Origin of the sequence: Promicromonospora iranensis (genome assembly GCF_028994805.1) — a bacterium.
GTDB classification, from domain to species: domain Bacteria; phylum Actinomycetota; class Actinomycetes; order Actinomycetales; family Cellulomonadaceae; genus Promicromonospora; species Promicromonospora iranensis.
In genome coordinates this window covers 1-25,898 of the sequence record NZ_JAJQQP010000003.1, presented here as the reverse complement: position 1 = coordinate 25,898, position 25,898 = coordinate 1, and the positions used below count along the sequence as shown (strand labels likewise).

General features: G+C 71.9%; 23 protein-coding genes and 1 rRNA gene. 4 read left to right on the top strand and 20 right to left on the bottom strand.

From position 1 onward, the window contains the following. Positions 1 to 11 precede the first annotated feature (11 nt). From ilvC to LUM46_RS05020, 10 genes are all read right to left on the bottom strand, one after another. Entirely contained in the window at positions 12 to 1,040 is a 1,029-nt protein-coding gene (ilvC, locus tag LUM46_RS05065; protein WP_274992691.1) for a ketol-acid reductoisomerase, read from the bottom strand. Positions 1,041 to 1,096: 56 nt separating this feature from the next. Next, on the bottom strand, positions 1,097 to 1,621 hold the full coding sequence (ilvN, locus tag LUM46_RS05060) for an acetolactate synthase small subunit (RefSeq protein ID WP_116676587.1): 525 nt from the start codon (positions 1,619 to 1,621) through the stop codon (positions 1,097 to 1,099). A gap of 16 nt (positions 1,622 to 1,637) precedes the next feature. Next, a complete protein-coding gene (locus tag LUM46_RS05055) occupies positions 1,638 to 3,518 on the bottom strand; it encodes an acetolactate synthase large subunit (protein ID WP_274992688.1) in 1,881 nt (626 codons plus the stop codon). 291 nt (positions 3,519 to 3,809) lie between these two features. Next, complete coding sequence (locus LUM46_RS05050; protein WP_274992687.1) at positions 3,810 to 4,571, bottom strand: hypothetical protein; 762 nt, start codon at positions 4,569 to 4,571, stop codon at positions 3,810 to 3,812. After that, positions 4,568 to 5,938, bottom strand: coding sequence for an ATP-binding cassette domain-containing protein (locus LUM46_RS05045; RefSeq protein ID WP_274993073.1), 1,371 nt, complete (start codon positions 5,936 to 5,938; stop codon positions 4,568 to 4,570). The genes LUM46_RS05050 and LUM46_RS05045 overlap by 4 nt, the downstream gene beginning before the upstream one ends. Positions 5,939 to 5,987: 49 nt before the next feature. After that, entirely contained in the window at positions 5,988 to 6,962 is a 975-nt protein-coding gene (locus LUM46_RS05040; RefSeq protein ID WP_274992686.1) for an NAD-dependent epimerase/dehydratase family protein, read from the bottom strand. Further along, positions 6,959 to 8,686, bottom strand: coding sequence for a class I adenylate-forming enzyme family protein (locus LUM46_RS05035; protein WP_274992685.1), 1,728 nt, complete (start codon positions 8,684 to 8,686; stop codon positions 6,959 to 6,961). Before LUM46_RS05035 ends, LUM46_RS05040 begins: the two co-directional genes overlap by 4 nt. After that, entirely contained in the window at positions 8,683 to 9,945 is a 1,263-nt protein-coding gene (locus LUM46_RS05030; protein ID WP_274992684.1) for a cytochrome P450, read from the bottom strand. The genes LUM46_RS05035 and LUM46_RS05030 overlap by 4 nt, the downstream gene beginning before the upstream one ends. Continuing rightward, on the bottom strand, positions 9,942 to 10,736 hold the full coding sequence (locus LUM46_RS05025; protein ID WP_274992683.1) for a glycosyltransferase family 2 protein: 795 nt from the start codon (positions 10,734 to 10,736) through the stop codon (positions 9,942 to 9,944). Before LUM46_RS05025 ends, LUM46_RS05030 begins: the two co-directional genes overlap by 4 nt. Next, positions 10,733 to 11,938, bottom strand: a complete 1,206-nt coding sequence (locus LUM46_RS05020) for a 3-oxoacyl-ACP synthase III family protein (RefSeq protein ID WP_274992682.1) — start codon at positions 11,936 to 11,938, stop codon at positions 10,733 to 10,735. The genes LUM46_RS05025 and LUM46_RS05020 overlap by 4 nt, the downstream gene beginning before the upstream one ends. A gap of 126 nt (positions 11,939 to 12,064) precedes the next feature. Here LUM46_RS05020 and LUM46_RS05015 point away from each other — a divergent pair, with 126 nt between their 5' ends. Both LUM46_RS05015 and LUM46_RS05010 read left to right on the top strand, forming a co-directional pair. Beyond that, a complete protein-coding gene (locus LUM46_RS05015) occupies positions 12,065 to 12,634 on the top strand; it encodes a Uma2 family endonuclease (RefSeq protein WP_274992681.1) in 570 nt (189 codons plus the stop codon). A 50-nt stretch (positions 12,635 to 12,684) separates the two neighbouring features. Beyond that, positions 12,685 to 13,998: a cytochrome P450 gene (locus LUM46_RS05010; RefSeq protein WP_274992679.1), complete on the top strand. Its 1,314-nt coding sequence runs from the start codon at positions 12,685 to 12,687 to the stop codon at positions 13,996 to 13,998. A 36-nt stretch (positions 13,999 to 14,034) separates the two neighbouring features. Here LUM46_RS05010 and LUM46_RS05005 read toward each other — a convergent pair whose 3' ends face one another. From LUM46_RS05005 to ilvD, 5 genes are all read right to left on the bottom strand, one after another. Continuing rightward, positions 14,035 to 15,000 carry an ABC transporter ATP-binding protein gene (locus LUM46_RS05005; protein WP_274992678.1) on the bottom strand — a complete coding sequence of 322 codons (966 nt, stop codon included), beginning with the start codon at positions 14,998 to 15,000 and terminating at the stop codon, positions 14,035 to 14,037. Next, the gene (locus LUM46_RS05000) at positions 14,997 to 15,824 is read right to left on the bottom strand and encodes an ABC transporter permease (RefSeq protein WP_274992677.1); all 828 of its coding nucleotides are present in this window, start codon (positions 15,822 to 15,824) and stop codon (positions 14,997 to 14,999) included. The genes LUM46_RS05005 and LUM46_RS05000 overlap by 4 nt, the downstream gene beginning before the upstream one ends. After that, on the bottom strand, positions 15,817 to 16,635 hold the full coding sequence (locus LUM46_RS04995; RefSeq protein WP_274992676.1) for an ABC transporter permease: 819 nt from the start codon (positions 16,633 to 16,635) through the stop codon (positions 15,817 to 15,819). Before LUM46_RS04995 ends, LUM46_RS05000 begins: the two co-directional genes overlap by 8 nt. Before the next feature lie 127 nt (positions 16,636 to 16,762). After that, positions 16,763 to 17,434: a VOC family protein gene (locus LUM46_RS04990; RefSeq protein WP_274992675.1), complete on the bottom strand. Its 672-nt coding sequence runs from the start codon at positions 17,432 to 17,434 to the stop codon at positions 16,763 to 16,765. Between the two features lie 130 nt (positions 17,435 to 17,564). Next, the gene (ilvD, locus tag LUM46_RS04985; protein WP_274992674.1) at positions 17,565 to 19,427 is read right to left on the bottom strand and encodes a dihydroxy-acid dehydratase; all 1,863 of its coding nucleotides are present in this window, start codon (positions 19,425 to 19,427) and stop codon (positions 17,565 to 17,567) included. Positions 19,428 to 19,873: 446 nt separating this feature from the next. Here ilvD and LUM46_RS04980 point away from each other — a divergent pair, with 446 nt between their 5' ends. Next, a complete protein-coding gene (locus LUM46_RS04980) occupies positions 19,874 to 20,800 on the top strand; it encodes a glycoside hydrolase family 11 protein (RefSeq protein ID WP_274992673.1) in 927 nt (308 codons plus the stop codon). Positions 20,801 to 20,976: 176 nt separating this feature from the next. Then, positions 20,977 to 21,411, top strand: a complete 435-nt coding sequence (locus LUM46_RS04975; protein WP_274992672.1) for a CBS domain-containing protein — start codon at positions 20,977 to 20,979, stop codon at positions 21,409 to 21,411. 46 nt (positions 21,412 to 21,457) lie between these two features. Here LUM46_RS04975 and LUM46_RS04970 read toward each other — a convergent pair whose 3' ends face one another. From LUM46_RS04970 to rrf, 5 genes are all read right to left on the bottom strand, one after another. After that, on the bottom strand, positions 21,458 to 22,045 hold the full coding sequence (locus tag LUM46_RS04970) for a GNAT family N-acetyltransferase (RefSeq protein WP_274992671.1): 588 nt from the start codon (positions 22,043 to 22,045) through the stop codon (positions 21,458 to 21,460). A gap of 22 nt (positions 22,046 to 22,067) precedes the next feature. After that, the gene (gene gatB, locus LUM46_RS04965) at positions 22,068 to 23,579 is read right to left on the bottom strand and encodes an Asp-tRNA(Asn)/Glu-tRNA(Gln) amidotransferase subunit GatB (protein ID WP_274992670.1); all 1,512 of its coding nucleotides are present in this window, start codon (positions 23,577 to 23,579) and stop codon (positions 22,068 to 22,070) included. Continuing rightward, positions 23,576 to 25,102: an Asp-tRNA(Asn)/Glu-tRNA(Gln) amidotransferase subunit GatA gene (gene gatA / locus LUM46_RS04960; RefSeq protein ID WP_274992669.1), complete on the bottom strand. Its 1,527-nt coding sequence runs from the start codon at positions 25,100 to 25,102 to the stop codon at positions 23,576 to 23,578. The genes gatB and gatA overlap by 4 nt, the downstream gene beginning before the upstream one ends. A gap of 14 nt (positions 25,103 to 25,116) precedes the next feature. Next, positions 25,117 to 25,413 carry an Asp-tRNA(Asn)/Glu-tRNA(Gln) amidotransferase subunit GatC gene (gene gatC / locus LUM46_RS04955; protein ID WP_253873965.1) on the bottom strand — a complete coding sequence of 99 codons (297 nt, stop codon included), beginning with the start codon at positions 25,411 to 25,413 and terminating at the stop codon, positions 25,117 to 25,119. 239 nt (positions 25,414 to 25,652) lie between these two features. Beyond that, a 5S ribosomal RNA gene (rrf, locus tag LUM46_RS04950) occupies positions 25,653 to 25,769 on the bottom strand. Positions 25,770 to 25,898 lie beyond the last annotated feature (129 nt).

Below are 25,898 nucleotides of genomic sequence, written 5' to 3'. Positions count from 1 at the left end.
GCCGCTACGCCTCAACGAGCGGCAGAGCCCTCGACGTAGTCCGAGTCGGCCGGCTTGATCCACGAGAACATCTTGCGCAGCTCGCGGCCCGTCGTCTCGATCGGGTGCTGCTCGCCCTTGGCGCGCAGCTCCTTGAACTCGGGGGCGCCGGCGTCCTGGTCGGCGATGAACCGCTCCGCGAAGGCACCGTTCTGGATGTCGGCCAGCACGGCCTTCATGTTCTCCTTCACGCTCGGGTCGATGACCCGCGGGCCGGAGACGTAGTCGCCGTACTCGGCGGTGTCCGACACCGACCAGCGCTGCTTGGCGATGCCGCCCTCGACCATGAGGTCGACGATCAGCTTGAGCTCGTGCAGCACCTCGAAGTACGCGACCTCCGGCTGGTAGCCGGCCTCGGTCAGCGTCTCGAACCCGTACTGGACCAGCTGCGAGGCACCGCCGCAGAGCACCGCCTGCTCACCGAACAGGTCGGTCTCGGTCTCCTCGGTGAACGTCGTCTTGATACCGCCGGCGCGCAGGCCGCCGATGCCCTTGGCGTACGAGAGGGCGAGGTCCCAGGCGGAGCCGGAAGCGTCCTGCTCCACCGCGACGATCACGGGCACGCCGCGGCCGTCGGCGAACTCGCGGCGCACGATGTGGCCCGGGCCCTTGGGGGCGACCATGAGCACGTCGTGGCCGGCCTCGGGCTTGATGTAGCCGTAGCGGATGTTGAAGCCGTGCCCGAAGACGAGCGCGGCGCCCTCCTTGAGGTTCGGCGCGATGTCCTCCGCGTACACGTGCCGCTGCACCTGGTCGGGGGCCAGGATGACGACGACGTCGGCATCCCGGACGGCGTCGGGCACGGTGGCGACCGCGAGGCCCTCGTTCGCGGCCTTCTCGCGGGACGCGGAGCCCTCGCGGAGGCCGACGGTCACCTGGGTGCCGGAGTCGCGCAGGTTCAGGGCGTGCGCGTGGCCCTGGCTGCCGTAGCCGATCACAGCAACCTTCTTCTGCTGGATGATCGACAGGTCGGCGTCATCGTCGTAGAACAGCTCAGCCACGGTTCTTGCTCCTCAATTGATCTTCTCGGGTGAAAGTAAGTCAGTAGGTCAGGCGGTCACGCGGACCGGACGGCGCGCTCGAAGGCGCGGTCGGTGATGGACCGGGCACCCCGGCCGATGGCCAGGGTCCCGGACTTGACGATCTCACGGACGCCGTACGGTTCCAGCGCCGCGAGCAGCGAGTCGAGCTTCGCGGCGGGTCCCGTGGCCTCGATGACCACGGACTCCGGCACGACGTCGACGACGCGCGCCCGGAACATCTCGACGACTTCCAGCACCCCGGTGCGGGTGGCGGCGTCGGCCCGCACCTTGACGAGCAGGAGCTCGCGGTGCACTGACGACTCGGGTTCGAGCTCGACGATCTTGATCACGTGGATGAGCTTGTTGAGCTGCTTGGTGACCTGTTCCAGGGGGTGCTCCTCGACGTCGACCACCACGGTGATGCGCGAGATCTCCTCGTGCTCCGTGGGGCCCACCGCCAGGGAGTGGATGTTGAACGCGCGCCGGGCGAACAGCCCGGCGACGCGCGTGAGCACGCCGGGCTTGTTCTCCACGAGCACGGACAGGGTGTGCCTCGACATGGGATTCAGTCCTCGCTCAGTCTTCTCGGTCCCACGCCGGCGAGATGCCGCGTGCGTACTGGATGTCATCGTTGCTCACGCCGGCGGCGACCATGGGCCACACCATCGCGTCCCGCGAGACGGTGAAGTCCACGACGACGGGCCGGTCGTCGATCTCGTTGGCGCGCTTGATCGCGGCGTCGACCTCGGAGGCGTGCTCCACGCGGATGCCCTCGCAGCCGTACGCGTCGGCGAGCTTCACGAAGTCGGGGATGCGCCGGGTGCCGTGACCGGTGTGCAGGTCGGTGTTGGAGTAGCGCGACTCGTAGAAGAGCGTCTGCCACTGCCGCACCATGCCCAGCGAGCTGTTGTTGATCACGGCCACCTTGATGGGGATGTCGTTGATCGCACAGGTGGCGAGCTCCTGGTTGGTCATCTGGAAGCAGCCGTCGCCGTCGATCGCCCAGACGGTCCGGTCCGGCTGGCCGACCTTCGCGCCCATCGCGGCAGGGACGGAGTAGCCCATGGTGCCGAGGCCGCCGGAGTTGATCCAGGTGTTCGGCCGCTCATAGCTGATGAACTGCGCCGCCCACATCTGGTGCTGCCCCACGCCCGCGACGTAGATCCCGTCGGGCCCGGTCATCTCGCCGAGACGCTGGATCACGTGCTGCGGCGAGAGGTGTCCGTCCTCCGGCTGCGTGTAGCCGCGGGGGTAGGTGCGGCGCCACTCGTCCAGCTGGTGCCACCAGCCCTCGACGTCCGGCTTGCCGTGCGTCTCGTGCTCCCTGGCCAGCTCGGGCAGCAGGTCGCCGATGACCTCGCGCAGGTCACCCACGATCGGCACGTCGGCCTCGCGGTTCTTGCCGATCTCCGCCGGGTCGATGTCCGCGTGGATGATCGCGGCCAGCGGGGCGAAGCTCGAGAGCTTGCCCGTCACGCGGTCGTCGAACCGGGCACCGAGCGCGAAGACCAGGTCCGCCTTCTGCAGCGCTGCCACGGCGGGCACGGTGCCGTGCATGCCGGGCATCCCCAGGTGCTGCGGGTGGCTGTCCGGCACCGCGCCGCGGGCCATCAGGGTCGTCACGACGGGCGCCCCGGACAGGTCGACGAGCTGGCGCAGCAGGTTCGCCGCCCCGGACCGGATGACGCCGCCGCCCACGTACAGCACCGGGCGCTTCGCCGTGGCCAGCAGCCTCGCGGCCTCCCGGATCTGCTTCGAGTGCGGCTTGGTCACCGGGTGGTATCCGGGCAGCTGCAGCTCCTGCGGCCACGAGAACGTGGTGCGCGACTGCATGGCCGACTTGGAGATGTCCACCAGCACCGGTCCCGGCCGCCCCGTCGAGGCGATGTGGAACGCCTCCGCGATGGTGCGGGGGATGTCGGCCGGGTCGGTGACCAGGAAGTTGTGCTTGGTGATCGGCAGCGTGATGCCGACGATGTCGGCCTCCTGGAACGCGTCGGTCCCGATCGACGCGGACGCCACCTGACCGGTGATCGCGACGAGCGGGATGGAGTCCATGTGCGCGTCGGCGATGGGCGTCACCAGGTTCGTCGCGCCGGGACCCGACGTCGCCATGGTCACCCCGACCCTGCCGGTCGCGTGGGCGTAGCCCGACGCCGCGTGGCCGCCACCCTGCTCGTGCCGCACGAGGATGTGCCGGAGCTTCGCGGAGTCCATCAGCGGGTCGTACAGGGGAAGGATCGCGCCGCCCGGGATGCCGAAGACGGTGTCGACACCGATCTCCTCGAGCGAGCGGACGATCGACTGCGCCCCCGTGACCTCCTCCGGCCCGACGCGAGGCGTGGCTGCCTCGGTCTCGGCCTTGCCGCTTACCACGCGGGACCGAAGCTCGGTGCGCACCTGGTCACGCGCCTCGGCGCGCGCGGCGATCTGTGCGGGTGTCGGTGTGCCGGTCATACGGATCTCCTGCCGTCGCGCCCCGTCCTGGGGCGAAAGCGAGCGTTCGTGACAACAAAAAAACCCCGGGTCCTTGGTGAGCAAGGACTGCCAGGGTGAGCGCGCGGACGATGCCTGTGCTGGGCTTAGGCCGCGCGCTCAGGAAGTACTACAAGAATGATCGTCTGCACGTGACGCACGTTACGCCGAATCTGCGGCGATGTCACCCAGCGGGCCGATGGTCCCACGATCCGAGACACTGACGGCCGCCAGCCGCCAGATCCCGGGCCTACCGGGCAGCCCGGCAAGCGGTCAGGGTACGTCCCGCCGCCGGAATACGACCCAGCCGAGGACGGTCAGCACCACCGCCGCGCCGAGCAGCAGGAGCGCGCTGTGCACGAGCGGGACCGCCAGGAGCCCGTCGCCGGGCACGACGGTCCGTGTGCCGCGGACCCAGGTGTCGGCGTTGGTGAACAAGAACCACTGCTGACCAGCAGAGGCCGTGCTCAGCGCCGTCTCCTCGACGAGGAACCACACCACGACGAGCGGGACGGCGACCCACCAGCGCCGCACCAGGACACCGAGCGCTGCCCCACCGGCCGCCGCACAGGCCGCGAGCGCAAGCACCCGCACGCCGCTCCACGTCAGCTCGGTGGCCAGGTCCGACGCCGGACCACCCAGCATCCCCGCGCGTGCGTGCACCCCGTACATCCCCAGGGCCAGCAGCGTGTACGCCGCCGCCACTCCGGGCAGGACTGCCAGGGCGGCGGCGGCCACCTTGCTCCAGTACACGCGGCTACGGCGTGGCTCGACGGTCAGCAGCGCCCGCGTGCCGCCCGACGCCGCGTCGCCCGTCACCAGCAGCACGCCCGCCACATAGGCCAGGAACACCGACGTCAGCGCGTAGAACGAGATCGCCCCCTGCTCCAGCATCCGGGCGAGCGTCGACGAGCCGACCTCGAACACCGTCAGCGCGACCGCCAGGGCGACGTGCCCCAGCATGCCCGCGGCGATCCAGCGGATCGCGGGCCGCGCGCCGAACCGCCGCAGCTCCGCCCACAGCAGGCCCGTCATCGTGTCCCCTCGGTGCGCTGCGGCTTCGGAGTGCCTGTCTTGGCGGCACCTGTCTTGGCGGCACCTGTCTTGGCGGCACCTGTCTTGGCGGCACCTGTCTTGGCGGCACCTGTCTTCGCGGCGCCTGTCTTCGCGGCGCCTGTCTTCGCGGCGCCTGTCTTCGCGGCGCCTGTCTTCGCGGTGTCCGTCGTCGCGGTGTCCGTCGTCGAGCCGCTCGCCTGCTTGGCGCCCTTCTCGTCCGCAGCCGCCTGCTTGGCTGCCGCCTTCTCGTCGGCAGCCGCCTGCTTCTCCGCCGCCCGCTCGGCGCGCTCCGCGTCGGCAGCCGCCTGCTTGGCGGCGGCCTCCTTCGCGGTCTTGCGCTGGTCGGCCGCCTTCCTGCGCTCGGCGGCCTGCCGCTCGGTCGCCTTACGAGCAGCGCGCTCCTCCGCGCGGGTCGGGACCTTCGGGGTCGGCGGCGTGACCGGCCGCAGCCTGCCCACGACAGCGGCCAGATCCTCGCGCTGCGGCACCAGCTCGCTGACGAACAGCTTCTGCTTCGCGAGCGCCCGGGAGACGTCCGACGGTTCGGCGACGCCGTCGACGTACAGCGCGTCGCCGTCGGCCCGGACCTTGAACCCCGCGGCGCGCAGCGCCGTGGCCGCCTTCCCCGGCTCGTCGAGCCGCACCCGGACGCTGACCTCCGCATCACCGAGGAGGTCGGCGACGACGCCCTGGGCGAGGACGCGGCCACCGTCGAGCACGGTCACCGTGTCCGCGATCTGCTGGGCCTCCGTCAGGACGCCGGTGGCCAGGAGGACGGTCTTCCCCTGGTCGGCGAGGCGCCGCAGGGCCTCCCGGATCTCGCGCGTGCCGACGGCGTCGAGCCCCGCGCTCGGCTCGTCGACGACGAGCAGGTCGGGATCGCACAGGAGCGCGGCGGCGAGCGCGAGCCGGCGCCCCTCGTCGGCCGAGTAGGTGCGGTAGGCCGTCGTGGCGCGGTCGGTGAGGAGCACGCGGGCCAGCACCTCGTCGACCCTGGTGCGCGGCACTCCTGCCGCGCTCGCGAGGAGCGTCAGGTTCCGGCGGCCGCTCAGGCCGGCCTGGAACCCGGGTTCGCCGACGACGGCGCCGATGCGGCCGGCGAGGTCGGGCAGGCCGTCGGGTACGGGGGTGCCGAAGATCTTGATGGCGCCCCCGTCGGCGTGCGCCAGGCCGGTGAGGAGACGGAGCGTGGTGGTCCTGCCGGAACCGGGGAGGCCGAGCAGCGCGTGGATCCCGCCGACCGGTACACGGAGGTCGAGCCCTTCGATGCCCACGACGCGCCCGCGCACCGACCGGTACGCCTTGCGCAGCCCGAGCGTCTCGACCGCGGTGTCGCTCCCTGGCATCACCCGCACAGGGTAGGGCATTCCAGGCAAGCCGCCGCTTCGGTCGTGGTTACCAGCTCATCGCGCCGTGCAGCGACGTCGGCGCCGGGTCGACGCCGAGCCGCTCGCGCAGCACCGTGAGGTCGTAGGTGCGCTCCATCGCGAGGTGGCTGATGGTGTACCGGGACAGGCGCGGCTCGCGACCGGTCCAGCGGGACATCTTCTCGCCCGCCCAGGCCAGGACGTTCGCGAGCCGGATGGGGATGCCGACCACCTGCACCGGCCGGAACCTGGCGAACATGAGCATCTCGAGCGTCTCGTCCAGGTCGACGGGCCGGGCGTCGGCCACGTTGGCCACGAGCGGCCGGCCGGCGGCCGTCTCGGGCTCGACGTCGGCGTCCAGCGCCGCGCGCACCGCCTGGACGAGGGTGTCGACATGCGTGAGGTGCTGACGCACCTTCCCGCCACCGGGGATCGGCAGCCAGGCGCCGACCGCCGCCGCCTCCAGGCGCGGCAGCAGCGTCGTGTCGCCGGGGCCGTAGACCGCGTGCGGCCGCAGGACGATGACGGGACCCCGGTCCTCGCGCGCGGCGTCGGCCGTCAGGTACCGCTCGGCGGCCGCCTTGGTGGAGCCGTAGGCGTTGACGTAGCCGTGCGCGGGCGCCTCCGACTCGGTCACCGCCACGCTCGGGGTACGAGGGTCGTAGACGCTGCCCGAGGACACGTGCACGAACCGGGCCTCGGGGAACGTCTCGCGGACCGCGCGGGTGCCCTCGACGTTGACCACCCACGCGCGGGCGTGGCTACCGCCGTCGGCCACCGCTGCGCCGCAGTGCACGACGGCGTCGACGTCCTCCGGGCGGTCCTCCTTGGCCAGCGGCCCGTCCCGGAGGTCCCAGAACTGGTGGGCGACCTGATGGAGGACGTCGCCGGGCAGGCGTGGGACCCGACGCGAGAACGCGATCACCTCGTGCCCGCGCGCCGCCAGGTCGCGGACCACAGCACCACCAACAAAACCAGACGAACCGGTCACCGCCACCTTCATGCGCGCACTGTACCGGTCACGGGTGAAACCAAGCTGACCAGCGCACGACGATCAGGTTTCCGGGAACGGCCCGCGAGCGGCAGGTGGGACGCCTCGACCACCAGGTCGGGCAGCGCGCCGTGGTCCACGACCCGGCCCACCTGGTCCGCCACCGACCGGGTCAGCTCCGTGGTGGCCCGGATCTCCGGGGTCCCGGTGGTCCGGGTGCCGCCCTCGGCGGTCACCACGAGCACCACCCGCTCGTCTCCGTCGGGCACCGGGACACCGACCATGACGGCGTCCGCCACGCCCGGCAGGTCCCGCAGCCGTGGCTCGAACAGACCGGGGTAGATGTTCACGGTCCCGCGGATGATCATGTCCCGGTTGCGGCCGACCAGCACGATCCGCCCCTCGACGTCCCGGTACGCGAGGTCGCCGGTGCGGTGCTCGACCGCCCGTGGCCCGCCGGCGTCGAGGTCGGACAGGTAGCCGGCCATCAGGGACGGCCCGGTCAGCACGAGCTCGCCGACCACTCGTTCGCCGTCGCCGCCCGCCGGCTCCCCGGCGCCGTCCGCACCGTCCGCACCTGCGGCGGCCTCCGGGTCCGAAGCAGCCTCCGGATCGATCCGGACGCCTGTCCCGTCGAGCGGGTGCCCGACGAGGTCGCCCTCCGCGGCGGCCGCGATCTTCTCGTCCGCGTCCGTCACCGCCGCCGGCAGGATCTCGGTGGCGCCGTAGACCGCGAGCCAGCGGGTGCCCGGCAGGACGCGGCGGCCACGCTCGAGCAGTGCCACGGTGACGGGCGCGGCGCCGACCGCGAGCACCGCCGGGCCCTCCGCCGGCGTGGTCCCGCCCGCTCGGCTCCGTGTCTCCAGGACGTCGAGCAGCGCGGTCACGTCGGCAGGCACCAGGAACGAGGAGTCGGCCCCCGCGACGCCCCGTGCGAACGCCTCCGGGGCGTCCTTCGGCGCCTTCGCGGGAATCTCCCACGTGCCCCCCGCCATGATCGCCGGCAGCCCCAGGAACATCTGGTCCGTGTGCGCCCGCTGCGCCGGCTTCAGGTCACCGACCCGGGCGAACAGGCCCAGCATCCCGCCGAGCGTCCGAGCGGTGTGCACCACCGCCTTCGGGTCCGACGTCGTGCCGGACGTGAAGACGACCAGCGCCTCCCGGTCCGCCTCCCCCGTCACTCCGGGAGCGCCCGCACCGGTCGCCGACGCCCGACCCGACCCCGGCGCCACCCGGCCCAGGCTCGTCACCCGGCGAGCACCCCGCGGCACACCCGGGAGCCACGCACCGGTGTACAGGTGCCGCACGGGCAGCCGCCCGTAGTCGGGCAGCAGCAGGCCGCGCGACCGGGCGACCCCCCGCAGCGGCCCCGACGACGCCGCGTACAGCAGCGCCTCCGTCGCGGCCCAGCGCGGCTTCGCCGCCGCGATCCGCGCGGCGAACAGCTCCGGCGTCGAGCCAGGGTCCACGAACACGACGGCGCCACCCGCACGCAGGACCGCCAGGCACAGGACCACCCCCTCCGGCCGGGGCCGGATGCTGAAGAGCACACGGTCGCCGGGCTCCATGCCCTGCGCTCGCAGCCCGGACGCCGTCCGCTCCACCCGCTCGGCCAGGCTGCCGAACGTGACCTCCTCGCGCACGCGCCCTCCGTCGCGGCCGCCGAACCAGCGGAGCGCGACGAGGTCGGGTGCGCTCCGTGCGACGGCGAGCAGATCATCCACGAAGTGCGTCACGACGCCACCCGCGCAGCGGACCGGACAGGAGCACGGCCTGGGTCCCCCAGGCGAAGCTCGAGCGAGCGGTACGCGGGGACCAGCACGCCACGAGCGGCCCGGCGCCCGCCCACGACCGGGACACGCCCGTCGGACGCCGCTGCCGCGAGCGCGTCGAGCACCGCGTCCACCTGCGCCATCGCGAGCGGCATGCCGAGGCAGAAGTGCGGGCCCGCGCCGAACCAGAGGTGCCGCACGGCGGGGTCGACCGACCGGTCGGGGTCGAAGCCGCCGCCCGCCCGGCAGCAGTTCACGGTGGCGATCACCACCCGGTCCCCCGCGGCGACCGGCACCCCGCCGACCGACGTACCGGCGCGCACCGAGCGCAGCATCGCGGGGGTCGGCACGGTGACGCGCAGCCCTTCCTCGACGGCACGACGCCGCAGCGGGGCGTCGTCCGCCAGCAGGCGCGCCGTCCATCCGGCGTCGTGCGCGATGGCCACGAGGCGGGGCACGAACGACTGGATGGTCTCCGTCCCGGTGAGCACGAACGCCCCGACGGCGCCCATCGCCTCACGCTCGGACAGTCCCAGGTCGCGCATCCGTCCGGGGACCGTCGCCGGGTCTCCGGCACGGTACGCGATGCGCGCGGGCGCGGTCAGCCGTTCCAGCACGGTCCGTGCCCGGACCACCTGGGACCGGGTGAGGCCGTGCCGGTGCAGGCGCACCATCCCGGTGATCGTCTGGGCGGCGGCCATGGACGAGCGCACCGCCTCGTCGGTCGGCGGCAGTCCGACCATCCCGCAGATCACGGCGCCGGCCTGGGCGCCGACCACCGCCGCCAGGTCGACGGCCTCCCCCGCAGCGAGCCGTCGCGTGAGGTCCGGCAGCACGCCCGCGTCGCCGTCGTCGGCCGCCACGAGCTCGCGGACCGCGCGGGGCGAGAACAGCGGCCCGAGCGCCCGCCGCAGTGCGGCGTGCTCGGCGCCCTCCATGTTGAGCAGCACCGACGGCCCGAGCACCGGCGTCCACAGGTCTGACGGCGCCCCCGGGCCCACCTTCGAGAAGTGGTCGAGGTCGAGCAGCACCTCGCGGGCGAGGGCGGCATCGCTCACCACCACGCCGATGCGCGGCACCCGGACCACCGGCCGGTTCCGCGCGGACCGCAGTGCCGGGTACGCGAGGGGGTGTGCCGCGCGCTGGACCCGCTCCTCCCAGGCCGCCTCGGGCGCCGCCCCGCCGAGGTCGTGCGCACGCGCCACCGCCGGGTGGGCTCTCATCGGATGTCCACGACCTCGGGCCGGTACCGGTGGTCGGCGTACCAGCCGAGCGTCCGCACGAGCCCCCAGGCGTGCACCCGGCGCGTCGAGGCGCGCACCCACACGTCACGGTGCTCGCCGTACCGCGTCGTCAGCCGCCGCACCGCGTTGACCAGCGCACGGTCCTCGTGCAGGTCCTCGATCCGGGTGCGCGGAAACCCGCCGGCCCGCTCGTACAGGGAGGCGGTGATCGCCATGTTGCAGCCGGGCGTCATGACGTACGGCCCGAGGTACCCCTCGTCCTGGTTCCCGGGCCGGACCTTGCCGAACGTGCTCGACGCCCACAGCGCGAACGACAGCACGCCCTGCTGGAACCGCGACACCGGCAGGTCGTCGTCGCGCGGGACGAGCCGCCCCGCGACGAGCTCGTCGCCCGACGCGAAGGCCGCCCGGACAGCACTGGTCCACGTCGGTGGGGGCAGGCAGTCGGCGTCCGTGCGAGCCAGCAGCTCGGCCCCGAGGCCGATGGCGGCGCGCATCCCGGTGTCCGCGGCGGCGCCGGTCCCCTTCTGGTCCTCGGTGACGAGGTGCCAGCGCAGCCGTCCCCAGTTCGCTATCGCCTTGCGCACGACGTCGGGCGTGCCGTCCGTGGACCCGTTGTCCACGACCACCAGGTCGAAGTCGTCGTCCTCCTGATCGCGCAGCGCCTCGAGCGTGCGGAGGATCCCGTGCTCGTGCGCCTCGTTCAGCGCGGGCACGACGACGGCGAGGCGGGGGCGACCCGCCTGCGGGCCGAGCTGTCCGCCGCTCACCACCGGACCACCATCGCACCCATGCTGACCCCGCCCGCGAGACCGAGCAGCAGCACGACGTCGCCCCGCCCCAGGCGGCCGGACTCCAGCGCCGTGGCGAGCTGCAGCGGAAGCGTCGCCGAGGCGATGTTGCCGTGGTCGGCCACGGTGACGATCGTGCGGTCGGCCGGCACGCCGAGCGTCCGGTGCACGTCCGCGAGGTACGCGACCGCCACCTGGTGCACCGCGACGAGCGCGACGTCGTCCATGGTCACGCCCGCCGCGGCCAGGGCCTGCTCCACGGGCGCCGACCCGAAGGCGTCGAACGCCGTACGCAGCCGCGACCCGTCGATCTCGAAGTAGCTCCGCTCCGGGTCGCGCGGGCTCACCGTGCCGCCGCCCGGCAGCATGCCGACGTCCCAGTGCTGCGACTCCGCGGCGAACACCGAGGAGAGGATGCCCGACGGCCGGCCGGCCGGCTCGACCAGCTCCGCCAGCTCCGCGACGAGGTCGTCCTCGAAGCCGTCGGAGGGTCCGGAGACGCCCGCCGGCCCGAAGCCGGGCGTGCTCGCGGCGCCGGTCGCCTCGACGAGCACCGCCGCACCGGCGTCGGACATCGTGTAGCCCGCCGCGGACATCGCGTACGTGCGGCGGTCCGGGACGTCCCACCGCACGCCGCGGGTGGGCATCTCCCCGCACGCGACGAGCACACGGCGGTACCGACCGGTGCCGATGAGCGCCTCGGCGACCTCTATGCCGTTGAGCACGGAGTTGCAGGCGTTCTTGACGTCCATCACCGGCGCGCGGACGCCGAGCTTGGCGGCCGTGATGTGGCTGGTCGCGGGCTCGATCATGTCCTGGGTGGCCGATGCGAAGATCAGGAGGTCGACGTCCTGCGGACCGAGGCCCGCACGGTCGAGGACCGTGCGGGAGGCGGCGACGGCGAGGTCGGAGGCCTGCTGGTCGTCGTCCGCCACGTGGACGCGGCGCACGCCCGTCAGGCGCGACACCAGCGGCAGGCGCGGCGCGACGTCCGGGTTCCTGCGGTGCAGCTCGCGCTCGGCCTCGGCCACGTCCCGGGTGCGCTCGGGCAGGTGCACGGCGACGCCCGCGATGCGGGCGACGGGGCGCGGACGCTGCCGCGGCGCCGGCTGGGGCGCAGCGGAGGGTTCGACAGGTCGGGCGGGTGCCGGGTTCAGCACGGCGGCCGGTTCGGGGAGCACCCGGCAAAGGTTATGGCACGCCCATAACGCGCAGGTGACGGCTAGACCTATTAACGTCTAGGTATGCGATCGACAGCGGCGGCGGCGAGTCATGACACGACAGGTGCCCGTTGCTACCGTGGTGCCATGGCCGAGCTCCCCGACTGGATGCGCCCTCCGCGCCCGGAGGGCTGGCTCGCCGAGGACCTGGACAATCTGCCGGACGCTCCCCGCCACACCGAGCTGATCGACGGAGCCCTCGTCTTCATGATGTCCCCTCAACGCCGCTGGCACAGCAGCGTCATCTTCGCCCTGCGGACCCACCTGACGCGCCAGGCACAGGAAGGGATCGTCGTCGACAGCGAGATGACAGTCCGCCTGGACCAGCACAACCGCCCCGAGCCCGACCTGCTCGCCTCGACGGCGTCGATCGACGGGGACGCCACCTGGTACGAGGCCAAGGACATCGTCCTCGCGGTCGAGGTGGTCTCCCCCGAGTCCGAGCACCGCGACCGGGCGGTGAAGCCGCACAAGTATGCGGAGGCCGGCATCCGCCACTTCTGGCGGGTCGAGGACGTCGAATCGATCACGACGATCTACGTCTACGAGCTCGATGACATGACCAGGACGTACGTCCCGACCGGCATCTTCCGCGACACGCTGAAGGTCGACCTGCCGTTCCCGATCGAGCTGGACGTCCAGAGCCTGTACGGCTGAGCGGCCCACCCGGTACCGCGCGCGGCACGCCCGCCCATAGGGTGACGGCCGTGATCCCCACCCTCCCGACCACCCGGCACGAGCTGGGCCTCCTCTACCGCGCCCGGCCCGCGATGGCCGGCCTGCTCCTCGCAGGCACGGCCGCCCAGCGCTGGCCCGGTACGGGTTCGCCCGTGCGCCGGGTGCCGGGCATCGGGTGGGTCACGGCGGACCCCGTGGTGGCCCGCACGGTGCTCCGCGACCACCGCTCGTTCACGATCCTCGGCGAGGGCGGCGTGGGAAACCTGTGGGCCCAGATCCTCGGTGACTGGGTGCTCGACCTGTTCGACGGCGCCGGCCACCACGACCTGCGCTCCCGCACACGCGAGCTGTTCACGGAGACCGTCTCGCGCGACCTGGTGAGCGCCGCGTGGGACGACCGCGTCGCCGCCGCGGCCGATGAGCTCCGCTCGGGCGGGACGCTCGACGTCGCACACCTCTCCCGGGTCCTGGTGGGCCGCATGGTCATCAGCCTGCTCGGGATCCCCCGCCCCGCCGGGCACGGCGGCTCCTGGCCCGACGACGAGGGAGCGCTGCGGATCTTCGAGACCGGCGAGCGCCTCGCCTCCGTCGCGCTCGGCACCGCGGGGTCGACCATCCTGACGCCGGCCCAGGTGGCGACCGCGCAGGGCATCGTCGCCGAGCTGAACGCGGGGATCCCCGACGGCTGGCGGAACGCACCGCCGGACACCCTCCTCGGCCGCTGCCGGGAGCTCGGCCTCGGGCTCACCGAGACGTCCGGCCTGGCCTCGCTGCTGATGGTCGCGGGCACCGAGACCGCCGCGAGCGCCATGGGGCGGATCACCGCCCTGCTGATCGACACCGGTGAGCAGCATCGGATGCTCGCGGCGCTGCGGGCGCGTGCCGGGGCGGCCGTGCCGGTCCCGGCGGCCGGTCCTGCGGGAGGCGACGAGCGGGCGGCACGGTTGCTGAACCCCGGGGAGGGGGACCCGGTCGAGAACGTGGTGCGTGAAGGGCTGCGGGTGACGAGTCCCGCGTCCGTGATCGGCAGAGGGGTGGCGGCCGACGTCGAGGTGGGCGGAGCGCGGTTGCGCGGCGGTGAGCGGATCATGCTGCTCGTCTGGTCGGCGAACGCCGCCGCCGGTCCGTTCCGCGCCGATCGTCCGTACCTGCGGGAGTCCCGCCAGCTGTGGTTCGGTGCGGGCCGGCACCTGTGCCTGGGTGCCGCCCTGGCCCGGGCCGAGATCGGCGCGCTGCTGCGGATGCTGTGGGAGGAGGACCGGCCCCTGCACGTCGTCCGACGTCGGGCGGCCCGTGGCGTGCTGATCCCCGCCTGGTCGGAGCTGATCGTCTCGCGAACCTGAGCAGGCTTCTGGTCGTGCGCACCCAACCAGGGCAGGTCAGCGGCGGGTGGCGCGGTAGATCTCGCGCACCACGTCCTCGATGTCGGGCTCGGTGATCGACAGGTCCAGCACCTCCGCCCGCTCGGACACCGCGGCGAGCACGCGCGCCGCCGTCGTGCGCTGCGGGTCGAACGCGAGGCGCTGCCGCAGGCCGTCCGACTCGCTGCGGACGTGCTCCGCGCCGTCCAGGTCCACCAGGTCGCCGGTCGCCGTCGCGAGATCCACCACGAGCTCGCGCCGCGCGCCCACCGTGCGGGCCAGCCCGTCGAGTGTGCCGTCGAACGCGAGCCTGCCGTGGTCCACCACGAGGATCCGGTCGCAGAGCCGCTCGACGTCGCCCATGTCGTGCGTGGTGAGCAGCAGCGTGGTGCCGTGCTCGCGCCGCTGGGTCACGAGGAACTCGCGCAGGCGCTGCTTGGACAGCACGTCGAGGCCGATCGTCGGCTCGTCGAGGATCAGCAGCTCCGGCCGGTGCAGCAGCGCGGCGGTCACCTCGGCCCGCATGCGCTGCCCCAGCGAGAGCTGGCGCACCGGTGTCGCCAGGAACTCGCCCATCTCGAGCATGTCGACGAGCTCGGCGGTCCTGGTCCGCTCGTCGGCGGCGGACAGGCCGTGGATGGCGGACAGGATCGAGAACGACTCCCGCACCGGCAGGTCCCACCAGAGCTGCGAGCGCTGCCCGAAGACCACGCCGATCCGCCGTGCCAGCGCCCGCCGCTGCTTGAGCGGGTGCAGGCCGACGGTGGTCACCGCACCGCTCGTCGGCACCAGGATGCCGACGAGCATCTTGATCGTCGTCGACTTCCCGGCACCGTTGGCCCCGATGTAGCCCACGGACTCGCCGGCCTCGACGCTCAGGTCGAGGTGGTCGACGGCGACGTGCCGGCTGCGCCGCAGCCTGTTCTTCCGGTCCGGCCGCCCGGTGAACACCCGGGTCAGGCCCTCGGCCTTGATGACGTTCATCCGCCTGCTCCTCGGTAGTGACGAAGGCCCCAGCGCCAGCAGAGCCCCGCGACGGTGACCGCCCAGAGGGCGGCGACGGGCGCGCACCAGCCCAGCCAGGTCGGCAACCCGAGCGGGCCCGGCATGTCCAGCAGCGTGGATACCGGCAGGTACGCCGCGAAGGCCACCGGGAAGATGACGCCGAAGACGACCAGCAGGGCGCGCGGCCAGACGACTGCGGGCTGCGTGGCCGCGTACCGGCCGCCGTAGACGAAGGCGTTGGTCATCTCGGAGCCGTTGATCAGGAAGAACTGCAGGCCGGCGGCGGTGACGAACTGCGCGGTGAAGATGACGAACCCGCAGACCAGGGCCAGCAGCAGCAGGCCGACCGTGCCGACGCTCCAGTCGATGTCGTTGAGCACCAGGCCCACCGTGAGCGACGTCGCGCCCACGAGGCACCGCCCGATCCGGCGCAGACTGAGGTCGCTCGTCATCAGCTGCGCGAGCAGCGGCTGCGGTCGCAGGAAGAACACGTCGAGCGTGCCGGCCCGCACGTACACCGGCAGGTTGTCGCAGTGTCCCGCCACCAGGTCCGCCAGGGAGAACGCGAGGTCGGACAGGCCGAAGACGAGCATGATCTGGGCGAGCGTGAACCCGCCGATCTGGTCCGTCGCCGAGTACAGCACCCAGATCTCGGTGAACTCGATCAGCCCGACGAGCACCGCCCCGACCAGGTCCATGCGGAAGCTGGCCCGGTGGCTCGCCTGGGAGCGCGCGCGGCTCGCGAGGACCGCCCGGTAGGCGCGGAGTACCCGCACCCTGCGCTGCTCCTCCGGCTCAGCCACCCTGCACCTCCAGCCTCCGGCGTCCGGCCCGCGTGGTCAGGTGCCCGACGGCGAGCACCACCGCGAGCCACACCAGCTGCACCCCGAGGTGCTGCGCCGCCCCCGCACCGGTGACCTGCCCGGAGATAACGTCGATGGGGAACTGCATCATCGACGGGAAGGGCGTGAGCAGCGCGAGGGTCAGCAGCCAGTCCGGGAACAGGTAGATCGGTGTGAACAGGCCGGCGAAGAACCCGGAGACCGCCATGTAGAGGACGCTGATGCCCCGGGTCTCCACCAGCCAGAACCCCGAGGTGGCCACCGCGTACACGGTGGCGTGCGAGACCGTGATGCCGATCAGGAGGCTGAGCAGCCCGAGCCCATACGCGGCGGCGTCGGGCGGCAGCGCCATGCTGGACACGAGCACGCCGATGACGACGCTCGGCAGACCACGCGGCAGCAGGGCGAACAGCCCCTTGCCGACGTCCGTCAGGACGTTGGCTGCCTGCACGCTCACGGGACGCAGGAAGTCGACGGCGACGTCGCCGGACTTGATCCGGGTCTGGAGGTCGCTGCCGCCCCAGAAGTTCACCGACCCCAGCATGCCTTGGCCGAGCCAGACGAACGCCGCCATGGTCGCCGCGGAGTAGCCGGCGAGCTCACCGCCCGAGCTCTCGACCGCCGCGCCCATGATGCCGCCCTTGAGCAGGCCGAAGGTCGCGTTCGCCACCAGCCCCGCGAGCGTGGCCAGCGGGTAGGCCGACTGCCCGCGAAATCCCGCTACCAGGAACCGCCAGTACGGGTTCCGGGAGGGGGACGGGAGCTGGCGCACAAGCGCGAGACTCTACTCGGCTCGCAGCCAGATCTCACCCTGTTTTACGAGCAGCGCCCCGGTCTCACGAGCAGCTCCGAGCGCCGCCGCACCCCGTACCGCCCGCGGGGAGCGTCCCCCGCAGCGGTCAGAACTCGCCCTGCCACGTGCAGACGCATGCCTCGTTGCCCTCGACGTCGGCCAGCACCCACCAGGACGGGGCGAACTCGTCGGTGACCAGCCGGCCGCCCGCCGCGAGCGCCGCCGCCACACGCTGCTCGGCCTGGTCGAACGGCACCCACACGTCCACGTGGATACGGTTGCGCTGCTCGCGCCGTTCGTCGGACTGCTGGAACCAGATCGCGGGCAACCGCCCGTCCGGGTCGGTCAGCCGCCCGGCGGCGTCGTTGCCCGAGTACTCCGCCTGTGCGTCGTATCCCAGCAGCGCCTGCCAGAACGCCTGCACCTGGGGACCGCTCGTCGCGTCGATGCACAGCACGACGTCGCTCACCCCTGCCGGGTCCGCGGCGACGTCCAGCTCGCGGGCGGCCATGGAGATCTCCCGGGCGAGCGCGACGTCCCGCGCGGACAGACCGTCGACGTCGTGCGACCAGGTCCGCACCGTCACGGTGCCGTAGCGCAGGTCGACGTCCGGATGGTGGTTCGCGGCCTCCGCGAGCGCCCCGATTCGGCTGACCAGCCGCACACCGCGGGTGAACGAGCCGGTGGTGAAGCGCGCGAGAGCGGAGTTCCGCAGGACACGCCAGTCACCCGTCCCCTGCTCCGCGGTGAACTCGGCGGCGGTGATCGCGTCGGTCATGAGTCACTCCCTGTGTGTCGTCCGGGTGACACCACCATGGCACGAGACACCGACACTCGAACGTCCTCGCCCGCCGGGGGGGGCGGGTGCGGGGCGCGGCACCACCGCCGGGTGCCGCGCCCGTGCCGGGTCAGCGTCGCTGGAGGCGTGCCACGTCCCGCACGGCGCCCCGGTCGGCCGACGTCGCCAGTGCCGCGTAGGCCTGCAGCGCCGGCGACACGTACCGGTCGCGGTCCACGGGCTGCCACGGCCGCTCGGAGGACTCCATCTTGGCGCGGCGCTCGGCGAGCACCTCGTCCGGCACGTTGACCCGGATCAGGCGGGTGTCGACGTCGATCTCGATCTCGTCGCCGTCCTCGATCAGGCCGATGGTGCCGCCCGCCGCGGCCTCCGGGGAGACGTGGCCCACCGAGATGCCGCTGGACCCGCCGGAGAACCGGCCGTCGGTGATCAGGGCGACCACCTTCCCCAGACCGCGTCCCTTGATGTACGAGGTCGGGTAGAGCATCTCCTGCATGCCGGGCCCGCCGGCAGGGCCCTCGTAACGCACGACCACCACATGGCCCGGCTCGACCTGCTTGGTCAGGATCTTCTCGACCGCCTCGTCCTGGGACTCGCAGACGAGCGCCTTGCCGACGAAGTGGAACACGTCGGGGTCGACGCCTGCCGTCTTGAAGACGGCGCCGTCCTCGGCGATGTTGCCCCGCAGCACGGCGAGCCCGCCCTCGACGGTGTACGCGTGCTCGACGTCGCGGATGCAGCCGCCGGCGGCGTCGGTGTCGAGCGACTCCCACTGGTTGTTCGTGGAGAACGCCTGGGTGGTGCGCACACCGCCGGGCGCCGCGTGGAACAGGCCGAGCGCCCGCTCGGTGGTCTTGCCACTGCGGATGTCCCAGTCGTCCAGCCACGCGCGCAGCGTGGGCGTGTGCACCGAGGTGACGTCGTGGTCCAGCAGGCCGCCCCGGTCGAGCTCGCCCAGCAGCGCGGGGATGCCACCAGCCCGGTGGACGTCCTCCATGTGGTAGTCGGGGTGGTTCGGCGCGACCTTCGACAAGCACGGCACCCGGCGGCTGATGTCCTCGATGTCGGCGAGCGTGAAGTCGACCTCCGCCTCCTGGGCCGCCGCGAGGATGTGCAGCACCGTGTTCGTGGAGCCGCCCATGGCGACGTCGAGCGTCATCGCGTTGGCGAAGGCGGACTTGGTCGCGATGCCACGCGGCGCGGCGCCGTCGTCCTCGTCCTCGTAGTACCGGCGGGCCAGGTCGACGATGGTGCGGCCGGCCTCGAGGAACAGCTCCTTGCGGGCGGCGTGCGTCGCGAGCGTCGAGCCGTTGCCCGGCAGCGACAGCCCCAGCGCCTCGGTGAGGCAGTTCATCGAGTTCGCGGTGAACATGCCGGAGCACGAGCCGCACGTGGGGCAGGCGTTCTCCTCGACCAGGCCGAGCGCGGCGTCGTCCACGTTCTCGTCCGCCGAGTAGTTGATCGCGTTGATCAGGTTCAGCGGAGTCTTCGCGACGCCGTCGGCCACCACCGCCTTGCCGGCCTCCATGGGCCCACCCGACACGAAGATCACCGGGATGTTCAGCCGCAGCGCGGCGTTGAGCATGCCCGGCGTGATCTTGTCGCAGTTCGAGATGCAGACGAGCGCGTCGGCGGTGTGCGCCTGCACCATGTACTCCACGGAGTCCGCGATCAGGTCCCGGCTCGGCAGGGAGTAGAGCATGCCCGCGTGTCCCATCGCGATGCCGTCGTCGACCGCGATCGTGTTGAACTCCTTGGCGACGCCCCCGGCCTCGCGGATCGCCGACGCCACGAGGTCGCCCATGTCCTTGAGGTGTACGTGCCCCGGCACGAACTGCGTGTACGAGTTCGCGATCGCGATGATCGGCTTCCCGAAGTCCTCGGAACCCATGCCCGTGGCGCGCCACAGCGCGCGAGCTCCGGCCATGTTGCGGCCGTGGGTGGACGTCCGGGAGCGCAGGGGACGACTCATGACTGTTCAGCTCCTTCGATGCTGGATGGCCGCGCGCCATACGAGGGTGAGCGGCTTCTGCACGCTACCTCCGGTCCGCGGCGTCGGACACCGGGCGTCCACAAGGTGACCCGCGCTGTGGTACCGCGCGCGTTCACGACACCGTGGCGCCCCACCCGGCCTCTGCCGCTCCGGGGCAGAAAGAGCCGTGGCCGGACCCTTGACCCGGCCATCCGCCGTGTGCACACTTGTCTACCGGCAGGCGCCTGACGTCGAAACATATCGGGACCTGCCTGCGAGGACGCCGGTCACCTGGACGCCGCTGTTCGGGACCCGAACGTCACGCGTGGAGTCACGCACGTATCCGCTCACTGCTACGTACAACGAGGTGCGACATGGCGAAAACGTTTACTACGAAATCGTTTGCTACGCGATCCGACCCTCCCGTCCGAGGCCGCCTGCTCCGCATGCTGTCCGGGATCGGTGCCACGGTGGCGCTGCTCGCGGCCGGGATGGTGGCCACCTCCGTCCCCGCGGCGGCGGTCGACCGCAACGAGACCGGCAACCACGGCGGGTACTTCTACTCGTTCTGGACCGACGCCCCCGGAACCGTCTCGATGAACCTCGGGTCGAACGGCAACTACTCCACCCAGTGGCGCAACACCGGCAACTTCGTGGCCGGCAAGGGCTGGGCCACGGGCGCCCGTCGGAACGTGACCTACTCGGGCACGTTCAACCCGTCCGGCAACTCCTACCTCACGCTCTACGGATGGACCAGGAGCCCGCTGGTCGAGTACTACGTGGTCGACAACTGGGGCACCTACCGACCCACCGGTGAGTTCCAGGGCACCGTCACGACGGACGGCGGCACCTACGACATCTACAAGACGATGCGCTACAACAAGCCGTCGATCGAGGGCGACAACTCGACGTTCCCGCAGTACTGGAGCGTGCGGCAGCAGAAGCGCACCGGCGGCACCATCTCCGCCGGCAACCACTTCGACGCCTGGGCGTCGCGGGGCATGAACCTCGGCAACCACGACTACCAGATCATGGCCACGGAGGGCTACCAGAGCAGCGGTAGCTCGAACATCACGGTCGGCTCGTCCGGTGGTGGAGGAGGAGGCGGCGGTGGCGGCACCTCCTGCACCGTCAACGTCACGAGGGGGCAGGAGTGGGGCGACCGGTTCAACGTGAACCTCTCGGTCAGCGGCACCAGCAGCTGGACCACCAGGATCAATCTCTCTGGTGGACAGTCCTTGCAGAACAGCTGGAACGCCAACGTCACGGGCAGCACCGGCACGCTCACCGCCACGCCGAACGGCTCGGGCAACAGCTTCGGGATCACCGTCTACAAGAACGGCAGCAACACACTGCCGACGGCCACGTGCTGACGAAGCACGGGCCCCGATAGCCGGGACGGGATGCGTCAGCGGCGGCGCATCCCGTCCCTTCGGCCCGGCCCGACGGCGGCCGGACTGCCCCTACCTGAACCTCACCCGGTGCCGTACCGTCGTAGCAGGAGCCCGCAATGACGCGGTCTCCGGCGCGCAGCGACGGGGGTGCTCGAATGCGAGTGACAGAAGCATTGCGACGCAAGGGCAGCACAGTGGTCACCATCGCCAGGGACCGGAGCGTGCGCGACCTGCTCGCCCTTCTGGCCCAGCACGGTATCGGCGCGGTGGTCGTGTCCGACGACGGTGTGCGTGTCGACGGGATCGTCAGCGAGCGCGACGTCGTCCGCCGGCTGCACTCGGACGGCGACGGTGTCCTGGACGGCCCGGTGGCGGCGATCATGACCGCCGCCGTGCACACCTGTGGGCCCGAGGCCACCCTCGACGAACTGATGCCCGTCATGACGGAGCACCGCGTGCGGCACGTCCCCGTGCTCGTGGACGCCCGGCTCACCGGGATCGTGAGCATCGGCGACGTGGTCAAGCACCGGATCGCCGAGGTCCAGGCCGAGCGGGACCAGCTGACCGCCTACATCACGGGCGGCCCGTAGCCTCAGCCGGTAGCTCGACCGGGCGGACCTCGACGCCAGTGCCGTCCTACGTCCGCGACATCGCCCGGTACTCGTCCTCGAGAATGCTCATCACCACGGCGTCGGCCCAGGTGTCGCCGTCGCGGTAGATGTCCCGCAGGCGCCCCTCCTCACGGAAGCCGAGCGACTCGTACAGAGCCTGCGCGCGCGGGTTGATGCTGAGCACGTCCAGGCTCACCCGGTGCAGGCCGGGCCCCGGTTCGCCGTCGACACCGTCGAAGGCGAACCGGAGCACCTCGAGGATGGCCTCCCGGCCGTACCCGCGGCCCCGGTAGTTCGGCAGCAGCTGGAGCCGGAGGTTCGCCGAGCGGACGTCCTCGTCGAGGTCGTTGAGCACGATCTCGCCGATCATCTCGTCGCTGACCGGCTTGCCGTCCCGCTCCGCGGCGGGGCAGATCGCCCAGTCGTACCGGCCGGGCCGGTCGCTCACCGTGCTCGCCCACTCCGCGATCTGCTCGCGCGTGAACGTGGCGGTGGTGCCGGTCAACCGGGTTCCCTCCGGATCCTGCACCGCCTCCCACAGGCGTTCCGCATCGCGCGCCTCGATGGGGCGCAACCGCATCATCTCGCCGTGCAGGAGGGGCCCGCGGGTCACTTCTCCGACCTCGAACCTTGTCTCACGAGCCGATCCGATCCAGCACCAGCTCGCGCACCCGCTTCGCGTCGGCCTGGCCCTTCGTCGCCTTCATGACGGCGCCGATGATCGCGCCGATCGGCCCCTGGTTGCCACCGCGGACCTTCTCGACGATGTCGGGCTGGGCGGCCAGCGCCTCGTCGATGGCGGCCAGCAGCGGGCCGTCGTCGGACACGATCTCCAGGCCGCGGGCCGCCACGACCGCCTCCGGGTCGCCCTCGCCGGCGAGCACGCCGTCGAGCACCTGGCGGGCAAGCTTGTCGTTGAGCCGGCCCGAGTCCACGAGTCCCTGGAGCTGTGCGATCTGCTCCGGGGTCACCGCCAGCGCCTCGAGCGCTACCTCGTCCTGGTTGGCACGGCGAGCCAGCTCGCCCATCCACCACTTGCGCGCGCCCGCGGCGCTCGTGCCCGCGGCAACGGTCGCCTCGATGAGGTCCATGGCACCCGCGTTGACGACGTCGCGCATCTCGGCGTCGGCGTAACCCCACTCCGTCTGGAGCCGACGGCGGCGCGCCACCGGCATCTCCGGGAGCGTCGCCCGGATCTCCTCGACCCACTCGCGGCTCGGCGCCACGGGCACCAGGTCGGGCTCGGGGAAGTAGCGGTAGTCCTCGGCGTCCGACTTCACGCGGCCCGACGACGTCGTGCCGTCCTCCTCGTGGAAGTGGCGCGTCTCCTGGATGACCGTCAGCCCGGCGTCGAGCACGCCCGCCTGGCGGGACACCTCGTAGCGCACGGCGCGCTCGATCGAGCGGAAGGAGTTGACGTTCTTGGTCTCGGTACGCGTGCCGAGAGGCGACTCCGGCGTCGGCCGGAGGGACAGGTTCACGTCCGCACGGACGTTCCCGCGTTCCATCTTGGCCTCGGAGACGTCGAGCGTGCGGAAGATGTCACGCAACGTCTGCACGTAGGCGCGCGCCACCTCGGGAGCACGCTCGCCGGCGCCCTCGATGGGCCGGGTCACGATCTCGACGAGCGGGATGCCCGCGCGGTTGTAGTCGACGAGCGAGTACTCGGCGCCCTGGATGCGGCCGGTCGCGCCACCCACGTGGGTGTTCTTGCCGGCGTCCTCCTCCATGTGCGCGCGCTCGATCTCGACGCGGAACACCTCGCCGTCGTCCAGCTCGATGTCGATCCAGCCGTCGAAGGCGATGGGCTCGTCGTACTGCGACGTCTGGAAGTTCTTCGGGACGTCCGGGTAGAAGTAGTTCTTCCGGGCGAAGCGGCAGCTCTCCGCGATGGAGCAGTTCAGCGCGAGACCGATCCGGATCGCGTACTCGACCGCCTTGCCGTTGACCACCGGCAGGGCGCCCGGCAGCCCGAGGCTCACCGGGGTGACCTGGGTGTTGGGCTCGCCGCCGTACGCGACCTCGGCCGCGCAGAACATCTTGGTGAGCGTGCCGAGCTCCACGTGGACCTCGATGCCCAGCACCGGGTCGTAGCGGCGGACGGCGTCCTCGTAGGCGACCAGTCCGGTCGTCGTTGCGGCGGTCATCGGGCGAGCTCCGTGGTCTTGAGTTCGGGTGCCTGGTTCAGGAGGGGGCCGCCCCAGCGCGACTCGAGGGCCGCCTCGAGGGCAGCGCCCACGCGGTACAGCCGGTCGTCGGCCTTGGCGGGCGCCAGGATCTGGAACCCGACGGGCAGGCCGTCGTCGGACAGGCCGTTCGGCAGGGACATGCCCGGCACGCCCGCGAGGTTCGCGGGGATGGTCGCGATGTCGTTGAGGTACATCGCGAGCGGGTCGTCGAGCTTCTCGCCGAACTTGAACGCGGTGGTCGGCGCCGTGGGCGAGACCAGCACGTCGGCCTGCTCGAACGCCGCGGCGAAGTCGCGCTGGATCAGCGTGCGGACCTTCTGCGCGCTGCCGTAGTAGGCGTCGTAGTAGCCGGCGGAGAGCGCGTACGTGCCGAGGATGACGCGGCGCTTGACCTCGTCGCCGAAGCCCGCCCCGCGCGTGGCGCCCATGACGCGCTCCGCGGTGACCGGGCCTTCGGCGGGCTCGACCCGCAGGCCGAACCGCATGCCGTCGAACTTGGCCAGGTTGCTGGAGGCCTCGGCGGGCATGATCAGGTAATAGGCGTCCAGCGCGTAGCCGAAGCTGGGGCACGAGACCTCGACGATCTCGGCGCCCAGGGCACGCAGCTGGTCGAGCGACTCGTCGAACCGCGCGGACACGCCGGCCTGGTAGCCCTCACCGGACAGCTCCTTGACGACACCGACGCGCACACCCTTCAGGTCGCCCTGGGCACCCTGCTGAGCAGCCGCGACGACGCCGGGAACCGGCTCGTCGATCGACGTCGAGTCGTGCGGGTCGTGCCCGCCGATCAGCTCGTGCAGCAGCGCCGCGTCGAGCACCGAACGGGTCACCGGGCCTGCCTGGTCGAGCGAGGACGCCATGGCGATCAGGCCGTACCGGGAGACACCACCGTAGGTGGGCTTCACGCCGACGGTGCCGGTGACGGCACCCGGCTGGCGGATCGAGCCACCCGTGTCGGTGCCGATCGCGAGCGGTGCCTCGAAGCCGGCGACCGCGGCCGCGGAGCCGCCCCCGGACCCACCGGGGATACGGTCGAGGTCCCACGGGTTCTTGGTGTTGCCGTACGCCGAGTGCTCGGTCGAGGAGCCCATGGCGAACTCGTCCATGTTGGTCTTGCCGAGGATCGGCAGGCCGGCGGCCTTGATGCGCTCGACGAGCGTCGCGTCGTACGGCGGGATCCAACCCTCGAGGATCTTCGACCCGGCGGTCGTGGGCAGCCCCTTGGTGACCACGACGTCCTTGACCGCGATGGGCACACCGGCGAGCAGGTGCAGCTCCGCGCCGGCGGCGCGCTGCGCGTCGACCTCGGCGGCGGTCGCCAGCGCCTCCTCGGAGGAGACGTGCAGGAACGCGTGCAGGTCCCCGTCGACGGCGGCGATACGGTCCAGGTGGGCCTGCGTGGCCTCGACGCTGGTGACGTCCTTGTTCCTCAGCGCGGACGCGAGGTCGGACGCGCTGAGTCGGGTGATGTCCTGTGTCATGTCGTTGGTTCCCATCACTCTTCGCCGAGGATCTGCGGGACGGCGAACCGCCCGTTCTCCTGCTGCGGGGCGCCGGCCAGTACGTCCTGGATCGGCAGGGCGGGCTCCGGTACGTCGTCTCGGAACACGTTCGTCAGCGGGAGGGGGTGGCTGGTTGCCGGCACGTCTGCGGTAGCGACCTCGCTCACACGAGCGACGGACTCGACGATCACGTCGAGCTCGCCGGCCAGGCGCGCGACCTCGTCGGGTCGCAGGTCGATCCGTGCCAGCGCAGCCACGCGCGCAACCTCGTCACGGGAGATGGTGGACATGGCCGCCAGTCTAGTCTCCGGACGGCGTTCGATCGCCCGGATTCCCGCCCGTCGGCTGTGAAATCTCTGCAACGCGCAGACCATTCCCCGCTCCTGAACGGACGCCGCTGTGCTGTCCGTGTAGGCCGGTGCATCTGGGCCCGCGCGCGGTGGGGCTGCCCCTGGGGAATGCAGTCAGGGGGTGGAACCAGCACCACCCGTGTGGGTTGTGCTGGTTCCACCCCCTGCTGGGAATGGTTGTCCGGCGGCGTCCTACTCTCCCACCCCGTCTCCAGGGCAGTACCATCGGCGCTGTAGGGCTGAGCTTCCGGGTTCGGAATGGGACCGGGCGTTTCCCCCACGCTATGACCACCGTAACGCTATCGAGAAGGCAACACCCGACCAAACCCCTGCCCGGTCTGTCAGAATCCCGTGGAACGGGGCCCGACAGTGGGTGGGTGGTGGGTGTGGTGCCCGTGACTCGGGAACCGCATAGTGGACGCGTA

Bases quoted from the DNA above. Each gene is read 5' to 3' on its own strand.
- LUM46_RS04975 (WP_274992672.1), top strand. From the start codon at position 20,977: ATGCGAGTGACAGAAGCATTGCGACGCAAGGGCAGCACAGTGGTCACC.
- LUM46_RS05030 (WP_274992684.1), bottom strand. From the start codon at position 9,945: ATGAGAGCCCACCCGGCGGTGGCGCGTGCGCACGACCTCGGCGGGGCG.
- LUM46_RS05050 (WP_274992687.1), bottom strand. From the start codon at position 4,571: ATGACGGGCCTGCTGTGGGCGGAGCTGCGGCGGTTCGGCGCGCGGCCC.
- gatB (WP_274992670.1), bottom strand. From the start codon at position 23,579: ATGACCGCCGCAACGACGACCGGACTGGTCGCCTACGAGGACGCCGTC.
- LUM46_RS05045 (WP_274993073.1), bottom strand. From the start codon at position 5,938: ATGCCAGGGAGCGACACCGCGGTCGAGACGCTCGGGCTGCGCAAGGCG.
- gatA (WP_274992669.1), bottom strand. From the start codon at position 25,102: ATGACACAGGACATCACCCGACTCAGCGCGTCCGACCTCGCGTCCGCG.
- LUM46_RS05015 (WP_274992681.1), top strand. From the start codon at position 12,065: ATGGCCGAGCTCCCCGACTGGATGCGCCCTCCGCGCCCGGAGGGCTGG.
- ilvD (WP_274992674.1), bottom strand. From the start codon at position 19,427: ATGAGTCGTCCCCTGCGCTCCCGGACGTCCACCCACGGCCGCAACATG.
- LUM46_RS05005 (WP_274992678.1), bottom strand. From the start codon at position 15,000: ATGAACGTCATCAAGGCCGAGGGCCTGACCCGGGTGTTCACCGGGCGG.
- LUM46_RS04990 (WP_274992675.1), bottom strand. From the start codon at position 17,434: ATGACCGACGCGATCACCGCCGCCGAGTTCACCGCGGAGCAGGGGACG.
- LUM46_RS05055 (WP_274992688.1), bottom strand. From the start codon at position 3,518: ATGACCGGCACACCGACACCCGCACAGATCGCCGCGCGCGCCGAGGCG.
- LUM46_RS05040 (WP_274992686.1), bottom strand. From the start codon at position 6,962: ATGAAGGTGGCGGTGACCGGTTCGTCTGGTTTTGTTGGTGGTGCTGTG.
- gatC (WP_253873965.1), bottom strand. From the start codon at position 25,413: ATGTCCACCATCTCCCGTGACGAGGTTGCGCGCGTGGCTGCGCTGGCA.
- ilvN (WP_116676587.1), bottom strand. From the start codon at position 1,621: ATGTCGAGGCACACCCTGTCCGTGCTCGTGGAGAACAAGCCCGGCGTG.
- LUM46_RS04980 (WP_274992673.1), top strand. From the start codon at position 19,874: ATGCTGTCCGGGATCGGTGCCACGGTGGCGCTGCTCGCGGCCGGGATG.